This window comes from Pseudomonas sp. B21-053 (genome assembly GCF_026016365.1).
Taxonomy (GTDB): domain Bacteria; phylum Pseudomonadota; class Gammaproteobacteria; order Pseudomonadales; family Pseudomonadaceae; genus Aquipseudomonas; species Aquipseudomonas nunensis.
Window position 1 is genome coordinate 3,491,807 of sequence record NZ_CP087205.1, and the last position, 15,287, is coordinate 3,507,093.

Here is a 15,287-nt window from a genome sequence, read left to right on the forward strand (position 1 = left end):
TTGAATGGCACGAGAGAACTTCAACAGCGTGCTCGCCTTTGTTCAGGTCGTGCGCGAAGGCAGCTTTACCCGGGCAGCCGCGTTGCTCGGCGTATCACCCTCGGCGCTGAGTCATGCTGTCAGCGGACTTGAGGCGCATCTGGGCGTCCGACTGCTCACGCGAGCCACCAGAAACATCGCAACGACCGAGGCGGGCGAACGCCTGTACAACAACGTGGCACCGCGCTTTGAAGAGATTGATGCCGAGCTCGCTGCGGTGGAGGAATTGCGCGACAAGCCCGTGGGGACGATCCGCATTACATCAGCCGAACACGCCGCCAATAGCATCCTGTGGCCCAAGCTGTCGAAAGTGCTGTGTGAGTATCCCGACATCAGCGTCGAGATTTCCGTCGATTACACGCTGTCGGACATAGTTTCCCAGCGTTATGACGCCGGTGTCCGTCTGGGATACCAAGTGGCCAAGGACATGATCGCTGTACGCATCAGCCCGGATTTACGTATTGCCGTTGTGGGTTCTCCAGCGTATTTCGCGACACGGCCGAAACCGGCGATACCCCAGGATTTAGCTCAGCACAACTGCATCAACCTGCGTCTTCCAACCCATGGCGGATTACTGCCGTGGGATTTTGAAAAGGATGGGCAGGAAGTCAAACTGCGTTTCAGTGGGCAATGGGTATTCAACAGCAGTTCACCTATTGTCAGGGCCGCTCTTGCCGATTACGGTCTGGCGTTCGTTCCCGAAGACATGGTGTTGGAGCACATCGCCGCCGGGCGATTGGTCCGTGTTCTCGATGACTGGTGTGCATTTTATCCGGGTTACTACCTCTACTATCCAAGCCGCAAACAATCTTCCCGCGCCCATACGGTCATCGTTGACGCGTTGCGTCACCAAGGGTAATCAACACTTGCTTCATTGCGTGTACGGAGCACGCGCAGGTACTTCCAAGTGCGTGTCAAATCGTGCAATCAATCGCGCCGATCAGGCAACCGGATCACGTCGCGGGCGCAGCATACTGCTGGCATGCTGATAGACGTGGATGAATTGCAGATGGCCTCTCTGTTTACCCCTTACACCTTGAAAGACGTCACGCTACGTAACCGTATCGTCGCCTCACCGATGTGTCAGTACCAGGCCCGTGACGGGCTGCTGAATGAATGGCACCAGACCCACTACGAAACCCTGGCCAAAGGCGGTGTCGGCCTGGTGGTGGTCGAAGCTACTGCGGTGTCACCCAGAGGACGGATCACGCCCGGGGACGCTGGCCTCTGGTGCGATTCACAGGTTGCGGGTTTTGCTTCTGTGGCTCACGCCATCAAGGCAGCCGGAGCGGTAGCCGGTATTCAGATTGGGCATGCCGGACGCAAGGCTGGGTGTACTCCGCCCTGGCAGGGTGGTGCGCCACTGCCGGAATCCGATCCGCAAGCCTGGCAACCTATTGCGCCTAGCGCACTGCCGTACCTGGCTGGCACGTCGCACACTCCCAGCGAGATGAGCGTAGAAGAAATTCAGCGAACTCAACATGATTTTGCCCGCGCTGCCACTCGCGCTCTGCAGGCAGGGTTTGAGTGGTTGGAGCTGCATTTCGCCCACGGCTTTCTGGGTCAGAGCTTTTTGTCTCGGCACGCCAACCTCCGCACTGATCAATACGGTGGGGATTTGCAGAATCGCGCACGTTTCCTGATCGAGACCGTGGCAGCGGTCAAGCAAGTCTGGCCGGATCATTTGCCATTGACCGTACGCATGGGAGTGGTGGAGTTCGGTCAGGAGGCCGAGGTGTCTTTGTCGGAATCCATCCAGGTGCTGGGATGGCTGAAAGCAGACGGGGTGGACTTTGTTGACGTTTCGCTCGTGCTCACCGGCGCGGATGAGCCAGTGCCATGGGCGCCCAATTTCATGGTGCCCTACGCCGAGCGCATTCGCGCAGAGACCGGGCTGGCGGTAGGTGCCAGCTGGATGATCGCGGATGCCCGGGAAGCGGATAGTTTCGTGCGCAACGAGCAGCTCGACTTGGTGTGCTTTGCCCGGACGTTGCTGGCGAACCCGCATTGGCCATTCCAGGCTGCGCGGGATCTGAACATCCCGGACGCGTCGACGGTGCTTCCAACGCCCTATGCGTACTGGCTGAAGAACTGGATGAGTTGAGTGTTCTCAGCCGTCAGATGCTTTCTGTGGGAACCTTTTTTGGAGAACACTCATGAATTCGTCAACCCGCGATCAGCAGTTCAGCCAGTTCGTTGAATTCATCGTCGACCCGCTTCACGTGCAGGATCTGGTGGCAGCGTTGATCTCGCGTGTCGAGCGTTTTACCCGATGCTGCCCGGGCTTCATCAGCGCTCGTGTGCACGTCAGTGAAGGGGGCGATCGGGTGCTCATGCAGCTTGTGTGGCCAACCAGGGAGCACGGCGAGCAGGCGGTTGTGCGTTCTCAAACGTTTGAGCCAGATCTGTTTCACCTTGCGCGCCAGCATCACGCCCGCGCTCTGCTGTTCAGTACCTTCAACGCTGTTGCTGAGGTGCGCGCAGAGTGCGTGTCGACAGAGCTACCCGCATGACTCGCACAGGAGCTTGTTCCCATGTCTATCACTAGCCATTTGCGCACGATCAATGGTGCTGAGCGATGACGCCGGCGGGGACGCTCAAGTGGGCAAACGTCTTGCCATCCGAAAGAGCCGCGCTGTTACTGGGTTTTGCGTTTCATTTCTGTGTGCTGGCCAGCTACTACCTCGTACGCCCTCTGCGTGATGCGTTAGGCCTGGAGGGCGGCGCAGACAAATTGCAGTGGCTGTTCACCGCGACTTTTTTGGTGATGCTGCTGATGGTTCCGCTGTTTGGCGCACTGGTTTCGCGGCTACCCGCCACGCGTTTTGTGCCGTTGATCTATCGCTTCGTCGCCTTGACGATGCTGGTGTTTGGCGTATTGATTGCCAACAAGATTGCGCCGGTCCAGGTGGGTCAGGTGTTTTTCGTCTGGATCAGCATCTACAACCTGTTCATCGTTTCGATTTTCTGGAGCGTACTGGTCGACCGGTTTTCCAGCGAACAGGGCCTGCGTTTGTTCGGTTTTATTGCGGCGGGAGGAACCTTGGGCACTTTCGTCGGCCCTCTGCTGGCAGCGACCATGGCGACGAAGCTTGGCCCGATCGCATTGACCTTGGTGGCGGCCGTGCTGCTGGAGTTGGCGGTGCGTTGCTACCGGGCACTGTTGTCGCGAACTGATGCGCAGTCTGTCGACCCGACACCTGGGGATCGAAGCATGGGTGGCAGCATGCTCGCGGGCATCACACTGATCACACGATCACCGTATCTGCTGGGGCTGGTGTTATTCATGCTGCTGCACACGACCGCCGCCACCTTCTTGTATTTCGAACAGGGCCGGATAGTCGCTGGCAGTTACTCGGACGTGGCCAGCAGAACCCAGTTTTTTGCTGTCGTCGATCTGATCGTGTCGGCGCTGACCTTGACCTTTCAACTGTTGCTGACGGGGCCGTTGATCCGCCTCGTTGGCGTCGGCGGGGCGCTGGTCGCACTGCCCGTGGCGACCATAGTGGCTTTCACTGCCATGGCACTGGCACCCGTGCCGGCCACGGTTGCTCTGGCGCAAGGCCTGCGTCGCGCTATCGAATTTTCCGTTGTGCGTCCCGCGCGGGAAGTGCTCTGGACCGTCGTCAGTCGCGAGGAAAAGTACAAAGCCAAGAATGTTATCGAGACGCTGGTGTACCGAGGCGGGGACGCCATCAGTGGCTGGCTGTCCGTTGGGTTGACGGCAGTGGGCGCGGGGTTTGGATTCGTGGCCATTATCATTGTGCCCGTGGCCGGACTGTGGAGCGGCCTATGCTTCTGGCTAGCCAGACGGCAGAGGCAAAAAGCAAAAGACAACGGTGAGCACGTCGTCAGTTTGAGCAGTGACGCTGCCTGAAATACTTTGTCACACTCTGCCATTTTCGAAATCTATCGTCAGATTAGGCAATAAATCACGTCGATCAGGCAATCGCTCCAGCATGAGGGCAACACATACTCAGGCGATTGCTGAGACCGTCCACACATGGCCGGTTTGTCACTCCACCGACAAGCGTGTTCAAGGCTTGTCGATCACAGTGGAATACTCATCGGAGGAAGTGCGGTCCGGTACCGACTCATGAAAAATCTTGACCTTCAGGTAATCCAGCAAGCGCTGGCATGGCTCGAACAGGGTCATTGTGTGTGGATGTGCACGGTCGTTGCGACGTTTGGCTCTGCACCTCGTGGGCCAGGATCCCTGCTGGTCGCGCTGCCGACAGGGGCATTCTGCGGTTCGCTGTCTGGAGGCTGTGTAGAGGAGGACTTTCTGGAGCGGCTCGCCCGGAATGAGTTCGCCGAATGCAACCAGATCGTTCGTTACGGCGAGGGTGGACTTGCGCCGTCTATGGCGTTGCCTTGTGGCGGCGTGCTCGATGTGCTGCTGGAAAGGTTTGAGCCGGATTGCCAGGCGCGAGAGCACTTCACTGTATTGCTCGGTGCACTGCAAGGGCGGCAGATAGTTATACGTCACGTCTCACTCGGAACAAATGCACGACGCAACGAAACTGATGCGAGCGTGACCACACCTGTCCTGGTAGACGGTGATCAAGTGCGAATTCGCGTGGGTGCCGCCCAGCGGCTGCTGGTAGCAGGCCTTTCACCGGTTGCCGAGTTCTGTGCCGGTTTCGCTGTGGCTTTAGGCTATGAAGTGATCGTGTGCGACCCGCGCGCCGAGTTGACGGAGGGATTCAGCATGGCGGGTGTAGAGTTGCTCAAGGTGCTTCCCGCTACCTTCATTGCCCAAGGCGGATGTCATGCCGGCACAGCGATTGTGGCGTTGACCCACGACCCCCGTCTGGATGATCTGACCTTGCTGGAGGCCGTGAGAACCTCAGCTTTCTACATCGGCGCCATGGGCTCCAGACGTACCAGCGAAAAGCGTCTGGAGCGGGTGAAGCGCATTGGCGGGTTGGAGTCGCAGGCCCTCGAACGCATTCATGCGCCCATCGGGCTTAACTTGGGGAGCAAGACTCCGGCGGAGATTGCCCTCGCGGTCATGGCGGATATTGTTCGCTTGAGCAATGGTGTTGACCGTGGCCAGTTATAAACCTGTTCTTATCGAGGAGTTGAATGTGCAATCTGAAACGATGAGCAACCAGATTGCTGGCGATATCAGTCGTCTTGCGAGCGCCGTGAGTCTGGTTTTGGGCAGCGATATTGACAAGATCGCTGCACTGCCAGGCCTGAACCTGTACCGGCGCAATTCAGTCACTGCGCCTTTGCACTGTATTTACGGCTTGGGCATCGGCGTTACCTTACAAGGTTGCAAGCGCGTGTTGGTCGGGGATGAGGTGCTGACTTACGGCCCCGGGCAGTCCATGGTCACGAGTATCGATCTGCCCGTCATTTCACAGGTCAGCCAGGCGAGTGCCGCTCAACCGTTTTTGGGCATTATGTTGACGCTGGACAGCGCCTCCGTGATGCATATAGCCGACCGCATGAAGTTGTCGCAGCGCATGAGAGATGACGAATTTCGGCCGGTTACCGTACAGGCCCTTGACGCTGGAGTGCTGGATGCGCTGAGGCGCCTGGTGGATTTGCTCGGCGAGCCGACATTGCTTGAGACCGTGGCGCCCCTGATCAAAGAAGAAATTATTGCTCGCCTGTTAAGCGGTGCTCACGGTCCACAGTTGCTGCACGTCATTGCGGCGGGTTCACCCAGTCAGCACATCGCCAAGACCGTAGCCTGGCTGAAACTGAATTATCGCCAGGCCTTGCGCATGGATGACCTGGCAACCCATGCACATATGAGCCCGTCGACCTTTCGTCAGCACTTTCGCGCTGTGACCGGAATGAGTCCCTTGCAGTATCAGAAACAACTCCGGCTGCAAGCGGCGCGCCAGCTGATGCTGAGCCAGAATGTCGATGCGAGCAGTGCGGGAGGGCTGGTGGGGTATGAAAGTTCGTCACAGTTCAGCCGCGAGTACAGCCGCCTGTTTGGAGAGCCGCCACAACGGGACATCAAGCGGATTCGCTTGTGATAGAAACACGCGCAACGATCGCCTGTTCGCCATGATGCGCGGGTACTAACCCGCATTGATGGCCCTTTTGGCAGCCCGCTCACTTGCTCCAGTGACGGGCTTTTTTGCTTGCGTTGGGAGGGCGCCCGCGGCCACTAGCCGTTGCGGCATCAGCTCGGTGAACTGATGCCGAACATGCGACGCTACTCAATTTTTCCCGGCGAGTACTTCATCCTTGCTTGCTTGCACGTATACGGTTCGAGGTGGGCTGCCTGGTGCTTGCTGGGACTCCAGGGGCTGCTCGCCGGGCTTGCTCTCGTCCTCGTTCATTGCTTTGCGAAAGCCTTTGATCGTCTCGCCAAGATCCGGACCCAGGCTCTTCAGTTTTTTAGTGCCGAACACCAGTGCCACGACGATGATAATGACGATCCAGTGCTTCCAGTCGAAAATACCCATGCAGTGATCTCGCTGAATACAGGTTGATGATGAAAGCAGATGCTGATTGTGGCGATTACTGTGCGCCGTCTAGCAACCACTGGGCGATTGACTTCAGATCGGCGTCAGATACCTGGGCTTGCGGCGGCATCGGAATCGATCCCCATTTGCCAGTGCTGCCGGCCTTGATGCTGCTTGCAATTTGCTCTGCGGTCGCTTTGCCGTCGCCGTACTTTTGCGAGATGTCCTTCCAGGATGGACCAACGACCTTGGCATTGGCCTGATGGCAGCCGACGCAAGCGTAGCTCTGGACCAAAGCCTGGCTTGCTGCTGCCTGGGCCGGCCACACGACGCTGGCAAGTGTTCCCAGTGACAGAATAAGTGTGGCGACCATGGCGCCTTTCGTCAGGGGCTGCACGTCTGGAGTACAAGGTGATTTCAGGTACTTGGTCAATTGGATTTCTCTCTCATCAATCAAAAGGCGGTGCAGTGCAGTCCACTGCACCGCCTTGCTTACGCGAGTTTAAAAGGCAGTTCACGTAGCGGTTTGCCGGTGATACGGGCAATCGCGTTGGCGAAGGCAGGGGCGAGAGGGGGTAGGCCTGGCTCCCCCATCCCTGTAGGGGGTTCAGCGCTGGGTACTACGTGAATGGAAAACTCGGGCATGTCGGTGATGCGCGGAACGCTGTAGTCAGCAAAATTACTCTGCTGCACGACGCCATCTTTCAGGGTAATGGCACCGCCTGGCAGGCACATCGACAACCCCATCAGGGCCGCACCCTGCACCTGAGCCTCCACGCTGCGAGGGTTGACGACCAGGTTGCAGTGCACGCCCGCCGTCACATGATGCAGCACCGGGCGGCCGTTCTGCACCGAGGCTTCGACCACATAAGCCACGACCGAACTGAACGACTCGTGAACCGCGACACCCCAGGCTCGACCATCAGGCAGTTGACGCTTGCCGTACCCACTTTTATCTACCGCTAATTGCAGCGCCGCGATGTGGCGCGGACTTTTATCGGCAAACAGCTTCATCCTGTAAGCCACGGGATCCTGTTTGGTTGCTCGGGCGATCTCATCGATCAACGTTTCCATGACGAACGCAGTGTGAGTGGAGCCCACACTGCGCCACCACAGCACCGGTACGTTGAGTTTCGGGTGATGCACGGTCAGGCGCATGGGCATCGGATAGGGGTCGCGCATCCCTTCGGTTGCCGTGGGGTCAATGCCGTTCTTCACACGACCTCCGAACATGGTGCCCGTTACGATGGACTGTCCTACCAGGACGTGATCCCAGGCCAGTACCTTGCCGCTGTCGTCGAAACCGATGCGCGCGCGGTGCAGGTGCATTGGGCGGTAGTAGCCGCCTTTGATGTCGTCCTCACGGCTCCACAGTGTGCGCACCGGTACATTCAAACCTGCGGTTCTCGCGGCCTTGGCTACTTCGCATGCTAAAACCACAATGTCGCAGGTGGCGATTCCACGCCGGCCAAAACCGCCGCCAGCGGTCTGCACGTTAATCTGAACCTGATCGGGCTTGAGATTCAGCACGCGCGCAGCGGCCGCGTTGTCGGCCCCGGCAAACTGAGTACCCACCCACAATTCGGCGCGACCCTCGGACAGCTGGACTGTGCAGTTCAGTGGTTCCATGGGCGCGTGAGCCAGGTAAGGAAATACGAACTCGGCATCCAGCGTATGCGGCGCTGTCGCGAGCGGCGCCATATCAGCCTCGAAGTGGTGTGGACCGGGGCGGCCTGCCAGCGCCTTGTAGTCGGCCAACTGCTTCTCGCTATCGACCTTCTCTACGGCCGACGTATTCCATTCAAGCTTGAGTGCATCGCGCCCTTGTTTGGCCTGCCAGTAGCCGTCAGCGATGACCGCCACGCCCTCAGCGCCCCCATCAAGTGGCACGCGCAGCACTGCCTTCACGCCTTTGATGACACGTGCCGCACTGTCATCCAAAGAAGCAATTTTGGCACCGAACACCGGCGGGCGCGCCACTACGGCGGTGAGCTGCGCTGGCAAGTGCATGTCAATGCCGAAATCCTGCTGGCCACTGCTCTTGGCCTTGGCATCGATGCGCGTGGTGGCCTGGCCGATTATCCGGAAGTCTTTAGCATCCTTGAGTGTGACCTGCTCGGGGACGGGCAGCGCCATTGCGGCCTCGGCCAGTTCTCCGTAGCTCGCTTTGCGACCCGCTGGGCCGAGCACTGTGCCGGCCTGTGTGCTTAGGGTGGCCACGTCCACGTTCCAGCGTGCAGCCGCCGCTGCCAGCAGCATGGCGCGAGCACGCGCACCGAGTTCACGGTACTGGGTGTAGCTGTTTTTGATCGAATTGGAACCGCCGGTGAGGTGCATCCCGAAACGCGGGTCCTGGTAGGCGATGTCGCTGGTGCCGTTGCGGCTGCGCACAAGGCTCCAGTCGGCATCGAGCTCTTCTGCGAGGATCATCGGCAGTCCGGTTTGCACACCCTGGCCGAATTCCAGTCGATTGATGGTTACCGTCACCTCGCCGTTGGGCGCGATCTGCACGAATGCGTTGGGTTGCTGAGTCGGCTTGAGCGGTTCTACAGCCGCGCCATTGGTCTGTTGTGCCAGGGCCAGGTGAGGAAAAGCGCCTAGCGCAAGGCCGCCGATGCCCACGATCTTGAGGAAACTGCGGCGTGGGAGTGTGGCGGGGCCGTCACCATGCTCGCGTTCAAGCATGTGTTGCAGGACGCGGGGGAGTTCGTCCGGGAAGAGGTCGTTCAGCATGGAGAGCTCCGATCAGGCAAGGGCTTTGGCGGCGTCAGCCACCGCAGCGCGGATACGGACATAAGTGCCACAGCGACAAATGTTGCCAGCCATGGCCGAGTCGATCTCGGCCGCTGTGGGTTGCTTGCCCTTGGGTTGAGCTTTGAGGAACGCCGTTGCGCTCATGATTTGCCCGCTCTGGCAGTAGCCGCATTGGGCCACGTCGTGCTTGACCCACGCCTCGTGCACCGCCGTACCGACCGGGTCGCTGCCATTAGTCGCCGCTTCGATGGTGGTGATCTTGCGACCCTGGGCAGCGACAATGGGCGTGACACAGGAACGAATGGCCTGGCCATCCAGGTGAACGGTGCACGCTCCGCACAGAGCTGCGCCGCAACCGAACTTGGTGCCGGTCATGCCCAGCGCGTCGCGCAGGGTCCAAAGAATCGGGGTGCCAGGATCCACGGCAACTGTGTAATCACGGCCATTGATGTTGAGGACGCTCATGGGAGGCAACTCTCTGAGAATTGGATAGGGTCAATTTTTGAAAGTGACGTGTTCAAAATGAAATTGGCCGTGACCGGTGTCATGCATCAGGCGGCAAATTCAGTAACTGTCGCAACGCTGCGGCATCCGTGTTGGCTCTGAATCCAGCGCCACCGCGTTGAAAGGTGCGTGCAGTGGCCAGGTTGCCGGTTATGACGGGCTCGCTTCCGACATCGCGCACCAGTTGTGCGGCGACTTGAAGGGCCTGGGGGTCGTTACTGGCAATCGGGACACCCAACTTGTCACCGTCACGACGCGAGGACGCATTGATCGATGTTGCATCGGTTGCACTGAATGCACGCACCAGCCGTGTCCCTGGTAGGTATTTGGCCGAGGTTTCACCAACGCCATTGGCGTAGGCTTCGCGAGAAAGGGGATTGCCGTCATCCGGAGGGTTTGTCGCATCCAGCACTATTTTGCCGCGCAGTGCCGGCGCCAGGTCGCGTCCGAGTTTTGGAAGTGCGTCGTAGGGTACGGCGAAGAAAACTACGGTTGCGAACTCTGCTGCCTGTTGCGGAGTACCTACCGACGCCAACGGGCCTAATCGCTTCACCATAGCGTCAAGCTCTGAGAGATTGCGCGAGGAGAACATGACCTCATGACCAGCCTTCACCCAGAGCTGACCTATAGTCCCTCCGTGTGATCCAGCACCGATCACCGCGATACGCAGTTTTTCAGCGGCATTGGCAGTGACCGGGCAAAGCAACAGGGCCCAGAATGCAGCGAGTGCAAACACGACGGAGCGTAGAAACATTGACATAAGGACGATCCTTTTCATTGCCGTCTGGCGATTCATGTCCACCAAAGTGGCCGGGTGTTCTTGGCAAAACAAAGCGACTTGGGCAGTCGCACGCACGGCTCAGTTGTTTTAAACCAGATGCTTGTCGAAGAACCCCGTCAATTTTTCTACCGCCGGGCCCACATATTGCGGCTTGTCATACATATCGATATGGGTCGCGCCTGGAACCAAGTGAAGCTCCCTGGGCTCCTTCGCTTTCTTGTACGCGTTTTCGCTGAAATACAGGCTGTCTGCGTTACCGCCTGCGATCATGAGTACGGGCCGTGGCGAAATCGTCTCGACCTGATCGAAGGCGAAAAAAGCCATCTGGGCGGGAAGGGCGGAGAACACCGAACGGCCGGGAGCATTCGGGTGTTGGCCTCGCGCCGTGCGGTAATACTCGTAACCTTCCCGATACATGACAGGAGTACTTGCGGTGAAATCCTTTGTCGACTCCGGCACCGTAGGCGTCAGGCGAATAGGCTCCCCACGAGCCTCACGGCTGCGCTGTGCAGAGGCGTCTTGCAGCAACTTCATACGCTCCTCGTAGCTGCGGGAGTTGGCCAGGCCATTGCGGCGCAGATCGCCAATATCGGCGGCGCTGACAGTGGCTACTGCCTTGATGCGCTGTTCCGTTTGAGCCGCATTCAGAACATAGCCACCGCCACCACAAATGCCCAAAGAGCCGATTCGATTGGCATCCACTTGCGCAAGCGTGGTCAGAAAATCTATCGAACTGCTGACGTCATCCACGCGAGCGGTTGGAAGTTCCATCAAGCGCGGTTCACCCCCGCTATCCCCCTGATAGGAGGCGTCGTAAGCCAAGGTGATAAAGCCCTGCTCGGCCAGCCGAAGGGCGTACAACCCCGCGGTTTGCTCTTTGACTCCGCCGATCGGATGCGTAATGACGATGGCAGGGTACTTTTTGCTGGCATCGAAATTAGCCGGTTTGAACAAGTTGGCCGCTATATGGCTGTCTGTATTCCTGTTGGGATAGCTGACCCTCTCGACCGAAATACCTTTAGTGTCAGGCTGGCCAATCACGGCGGGACCTGTCGACGCTTTAGCTTTAGATTGAGCAGATGCCAAGTTGGGTGTGATCAATCCTGCGCTCGCAACTGCAATGCCGCACAACGCGACCGCAGAGGTGCCAATGAAAACACGACGATTCTTGTCTACTTCAATATTCTTCATTGCTAACTCCAGAGTCGAGCATGGGGCAGGAAAGGACACCGATCTAAAAGCTTGCTTGCGCGAAAACTTCTCCAAAAACTTAATCACTGAGCGGGTACATCTGTTGATCCGCGCTCGAGTGGCGGCATGGAAGGAATGAGGTAAAAGTTGATTCATCCATACATGGATGCTTAAGAAGTATAGGGTGGCGCCATCATTGGCTGATTGCACAATCTGCTGAAATGATTGCCCAATGCGTCGACATTCGTCGCACAGGATGAGTTGTCTCGAAGGCACTTTCATTTACTTGGAACCGGAGTGTCAGCGGCCATCGCAGCCATGCGCCGCTCACCTGATGTGTGCTCGCAGAAATCTATCGCTATGTGACCTGCAACTCCATCGAATCAGGCAATCAGATCCCCGGATCGGGCAATTTTATTCGTATTTAAGTTTTCATAATCCCTGCGCGCAGTTGGTGCTCTAACCCTGTGTATTGCGGTGGTAGACACCGCCATGGTTGATCTAAATCCTGCGTGAGAACTTCATATGAATAATCAACCGATTCGGTTTGCCTGTAACGGTTGCGGTGTTTGCTGCAAAGGGCGCCTGATCCCTCTGACGTTGAACGAAACCAGGCAATGGCTACAACGGGGTCATGATGTGGCCGTGGTGGTGGAGGCATTCAATGAGTCGACCTGGCTGTCTCAGCCCGGCCAATATGCCCATGGCGCGCAGCGGGCCATGGAAGTCGACAGTGGTAGTGCACGGATAAACGTAGTAGCGGTGCTGGCCGGGAATGCGCTTGAGAAGTGCCCGAATCTAGGCGAAGACGATCGATGTGGAATCTATGACGATCGGCCGCTGGTATGCCGTATATATCCAATGGAGATAAATCCATTCATTGTTTTGCGTCCTGAAGAAAAGGCCTGCCCTCCGCAGGTTTGGGAGGCGGGCGAAATCCTGTTTACTGACCGCGTAGTCGATCCGATTCTTGCCGATCAGATTGAGCGCTCTCGACAGGCCGACAGGGACGATGCCAGGGCCAAGATCGCTATGTGTGAAAGCATGGGGCTGAACGTCGCCGCTTGGAAAGGCAACGCACTGGCAGTTTACCTGCCTGAGCACGCTACGCTGCTTGCGGCGATCAATCGTCACGATGCAGGGGAATCCGCACCCGAAGGGAAGGGGTGGAAGGTTCGGGCGGATGACGACGAGTTGCGAGAACGGCTCCAATTGCTAGGTGTTTCGCTGGATGATCAAAGGCAGGGCGAATACATTTTTCATAGGGTGTAGAGAGTCCCCGTTTGAATTCCTGCATCGGCCCTCTTTGAACGCTCGTAATACGTCGCGCGAAACGATAAGTTTGCGACGCTGTAACTTCGCCTTACACGGTCGTTCGGCTTGGCTTCAGCGCCGCTACGCTTCAAAGAGCAAAGTTGACTTCCAGTCTCAAGCGTCAAGCGTCGACCAGGCCAAGAGCCGCCTGATGCAGGCGTTGTCCTTGCACGGGTATGGTCGACAGTACTTGTTGGATTCTCTGCAAGTCATGTTCAGTGAGTGTGATGTTCGTCGAGCCTAGATTTTCTTCGAGCCGGTGGAGTTTGGTTGTGCCCGGAATTGGCACGATCCATGGTTTCTGAGCCAGTAACCACGCCAGGGCGAGTTGCGCGGGAGTTGCCTCCTTGTCTATGGCGATCTGTTTCAAAATGTCGACCAGCGCCATGTTAGCCAAGCGTGCTTCTGGCGAAAATCGAGGCACCGCACTTCGGAAATCTTTCTCGTCGATTTTGGTTTCGGCTGTGATGGTGCCGGTCAGGAAGCCTGCGCCCAGAGGACTCCAAGGGACGAAGCCGATTCCAAGTTCCTCGCAAGCTGCGAGAACTCCGTTGTCCTCTACATCTCGAGTCCACAGGGAATATTCGCTTTGAACGGCTGCGGTCGGCTGAGTAGCATGCGCGCGGCGAATGGTTGCGGCACTGGCCTCGGAAAGGCCCCAGTGCATGACTTTTCCTTGTGCAATCAGTTCGCCGACTGCGCCCGCAACATCCTCAATCGGTACGTTGGGATCGACGCGGTGTTGATACAAAAGGTCAATTTTATCGACCTTCAGCCGAGCCAGCATTCCATCGACCGCTTTGAGCAAGGTCGTAGGTCGACTGTCCAGACCGTAGCGAGAACCATCGGGATTCAAACCGAATCCGAACTTTGTCGCGATGTGTACCTTATCCCGATAGGAGGAAAGGGCATCACCCACTAACGATTCATTGATGAAGGGGCCATACACTTCAGCGGTATCAAATAACGTCACTCCGCGCTCTACCGCTGCGTGAATCATTCGCACGCCTTCCGCGCTGCCCAATGGTTGGCCGTAGGTGGTATTCAAACCCATACAGCCGTAACCAAGCGCTGAAACGACCAACCCATTATTACCGAGAGTCCTGCTCTTCATAATCGTCACCTATCAACTGCTGTAGCAGTAGTGCTACATCTTCGTTTTATCTTGCAGTGAACGTTGATGATTGAGTAGTCGCTATAATACGAATGGGCTTATGTCAGGAATCGATAAATGCGGCGGCAAGATTTTGGTGAACTGAACGCCTTCATGGTCGTAGCCCAGGAACGCAGCTTCACCCGCGCGGCGGGGATTTTGGGCACCTCCCAATCAACGCTTAGTCAGACAATCCAGCGCCTGGAGACGCGCTTAGGCTTGCAACTGCTGACGCGCTCCACCCGAAGCGTCGCAGCGACAGAGGCTGGAGAGCGATTGTTAGAAACGTTGACGCCTGCATTTTCAAGTATCGACGCAAAACTCGCAGACCTTACACAGCTGCGAGATAAGCCGGCAGGTATCGTCCGCATCAATGCAACGGAGCATGTTACCCAGACCCTCTTGTGGCCGGTATTGGCGCGCCTGCTGCCCGACTACCCAGATATCCAGGTTGAAATAGTGTCTGAGTCTGGACTCGTAGACATTGTTTCAGGTCGCTACGACGGTGGCGTTCGGATCGGAGAACTGGTTGAGAAAGACATGATAGCCGTTCGAATCGGCCCTCAATTGAAGATGGTGGCAGTAGCGTCACCTGCCTATTTTGCTCGCAAGCCTAAACCACTTAAGCCGCATGATCTCGCTGATCACACGTGCATTAATCTACGATTTCCCTCATCGGGTGGATTGTATTCATGGGAGTTTGAAAAAGAGGGTCAAGCCCTTCGTGTACGTGTCGAAGGTGCACTCACTTTTAATTCTGGCAGCATGCTAGTCGCGGGTGCGCTTGATGGCTTCGGGATCGCTTACGTAACCAATGACTATGTCGACAACCTGATTGCCGATGGTCGCCTTGTAAAGGTGCTCGAAGATTGGTCACCTCCATTTGCCGGGTACCACCTCTATTATCCTGGCCGGAAGAGCAAGTCACCGGCCTTTGCCCTGATCGTCGAGGCACTTCGTTATCGTGGATGATAAGGTCGAGCCCCTACCACAGCCCTACCTAATGGCCACTTCCAGGAAAGCCGCAAAACACTCCTTGATTCAGATGTCGAGGTATCACTGATCCGGTCAGCCTCTTGCGAGCCACTATCTTTGCTGGTCCTGGTGTGGCTGCTTT

15 protein-coding genes are annotated in these 15,287 nt (G+C 57.4%); 8 read left to right on the plus strand and 7 right to left on the minus strand.

The features are described from left to right. The first annotated feature begins 4 nt into the window (after window positions 1-4). The 6 genes from LOY68_RS16025 (at window position 5) to LOY68_RS16050 (ending at window position 6,038) form a co-directional block, all read left to right on the plus strand. The gene (locus tag LOY68_RS16025) at window positions 5-898 is read left to right on the plus strand and encodes a LysR family transcriptional regulator (RefSeq protein WP_265045697.1); all 894 of its coding nucleotides are present in this window, start codon (window positions 5-7) and stop codon (window positions 896-898) included. Between the two features lie 150 nt (window positions 899-1,048). Beyond that, complete coding sequence (locus tag LOY68_RS16030) at window positions 1,049-2,143, plus strand: NADH:flavin oxidoreductase/NADH oxidase (RefSeq protein ID WP_163910443.1); 1,095 nt, start codon at window positions 1,049-1,051, stop codon at window positions 2,141-2,143. Between the two features lie 52 nt (window positions 2,144-2,195). Next, entirely contained in the window at window positions 2,196-2,552 is a 357-nt protein-coding gene (locus LOY68_RS16035) for an antibiotic biosynthesis monooxygenase (protein ID WP_163910084.1), read from the plus strand. Window positions 2,553-2,617: 65 nt separating this feature from the next. Further along, window positions 2,618-3,916, plus strand: a complete 1,299-nt coding sequence (locus LOY68_RS16040) for an NTP/NDP exchange transporter (RefSeq protein WP_265045698.1) — start codon at window positions 2,618-2,620, stop codon at window positions 3,914-3,916. 219 nt (window positions 3,917-4,135) lie between these two features. Then, window positions 4,136-5,104 carry an XdhC family protein gene (locus LOY68_RS16045; RefSeq protein ID WP_265045699.1) on the plus strand — a complete coding sequence of 323 codons (969 nt, stop codon included), beginning with the start codon at window positions 4,136-4,138 and terminating at the stop codon, window positions 5,102-5,104. A gap of 40 nt (window positions 5,105-5,144) precedes the next feature. Then, window positions 5,145-6,038, plus strand: a complete 894-nt coding sequence (locus LOY68_RS16050) for an AraC family transcriptional regulator N-terminal domain-containing protein (RefSeq protein ID WP_413787196.1) — start codon at window positions 5,145-5,147, stop codon at window positions 6,036-6,038. Window positions 6,039-6,224: 186 nt separating this feature from the next. Here LOY68_RS16050 and LOY68_RS16055 read toward each other — a convergent pair whose 3' ends face one another. From LOY68_RS16055 to LOY68_RS16080, 6 genes are all read right to left on the minus strand, one after another. Further along, window positions 6,225-6,473 (minus strand): twin-arginine translocase TatA/TatE family subunit, encoded by a 249-nt coding sequence (locus LOY68_RS16055; RefSeq protein WP_265045700.1) that lies wholly within the window; start codon window positions 6,471-6,473, stop codon window positions 6,225-6,227. A 55-nt stretch (window positions 6,474-6,528) separates the two neighbouring features. Further along, window positions 6,529-6,906 carry a c-type cytochrome gene (locus LOY68_RS16060; protein WP_239511995.1) on the minus strand — a complete coding sequence of 126 codons (378 nt, stop codon included), beginning with the start codon at window positions 6,904-6,906 and terminating at the stop codon, window positions 6,529-6,531. Window positions 6,907-6,965: 59 nt separating this feature from the next. Further along, window positions 6,966-9,206, minus strand: coding sequence for a xanthine dehydrogenase family protein molybdopterin-binding subunit (locus LOY68_RS16065; protein ID WP_265045701.1), 2,241 nt, complete (start codon window positions 9,204-9,206; stop codon window positions 6,966-6,968). A gap of 12 nt (window positions 9,207-9,218) precedes the next feature. Continuing rightward, the gene (locus LOY68_RS16070; RefSeq protein WP_265045702.1) at window positions 9,219-9,692 is read right to left on the minus strand and encodes a (2Fe-2S)-binding protein; all 474 of its coding nucleotides are present in this window, start codon (window positions 9,690-9,692) and stop codon (window positions 9,219-9,221) included. 79 nt (window positions 9,693-9,771) lie between these two features. Then, window positions 9,772-10,491 (minus strand): NADPH-dependent F420 reductase, encoded by a 720-nt coding sequence (locus LOY68_RS16075; protein ID WP_265045703.1) that lies wholly within the window; start codon window positions 10,489-10,491, stop codon window positions 9,772-9,774. Window positions 10,492-10,599: 108 nt separating this feature from the next. Next, window positions 10,600-11,703 (minus strand): alpha/beta hydrolase, encoded by a 1,104-nt coding sequence (locus tag LOY68_RS16080; RefSeq protein WP_054046112.1) that lies wholly within the window; start codon window positions 11,701-11,703, stop codon window positions 10,600-10,602. Between the two features lie 525 nt (window positions 11,704-12,228). Here LOY68_RS16080 and LOY68_RS16085 point away from each other — a divergent pair. Then, window positions 12,229-12,975, plus strand: a complete 747-nt coding sequence (locus LOY68_RS16085; protein WP_265045704.1) for a YkgJ family cysteine cluster protein — start codon at window positions 12,229-12,231, stop codon at window positions 12,973-12,975. 163 nt (window positions 12,976-13,138) lie between these two features. Here the strand turns inward: LOY68_RS16085 and LOY68_RS16090 are convergent, their stop codons facing one another. Continuing rightward, window positions 13,139-14,131, minus strand: a complete 993-nt coding sequence (locus tag LOY68_RS16090) for an aldo/keto reductase (RefSeq protein ID WP_265045796.1) — start codon at window positions 14,129-14,131, stop codon at window positions 13,139-13,141. A gap of 117 nt (window positions 14,132-14,248) precedes the next feature. On the opposite strand from LOY68_RS16090, the gene LOY68_RS16095 reads away from it, so the two are divergent. Next, entirely contained in the window at window positions 14,249-15,142 is an 894-nt protein-coding gene (locus LOY68_RS16095) for a LysR family transcriptional regulator (RefSeq protein WP_265045705.1), read from the plus strand. Window positions 15,143-15,287: the final 145 nt, after the last annotated feature.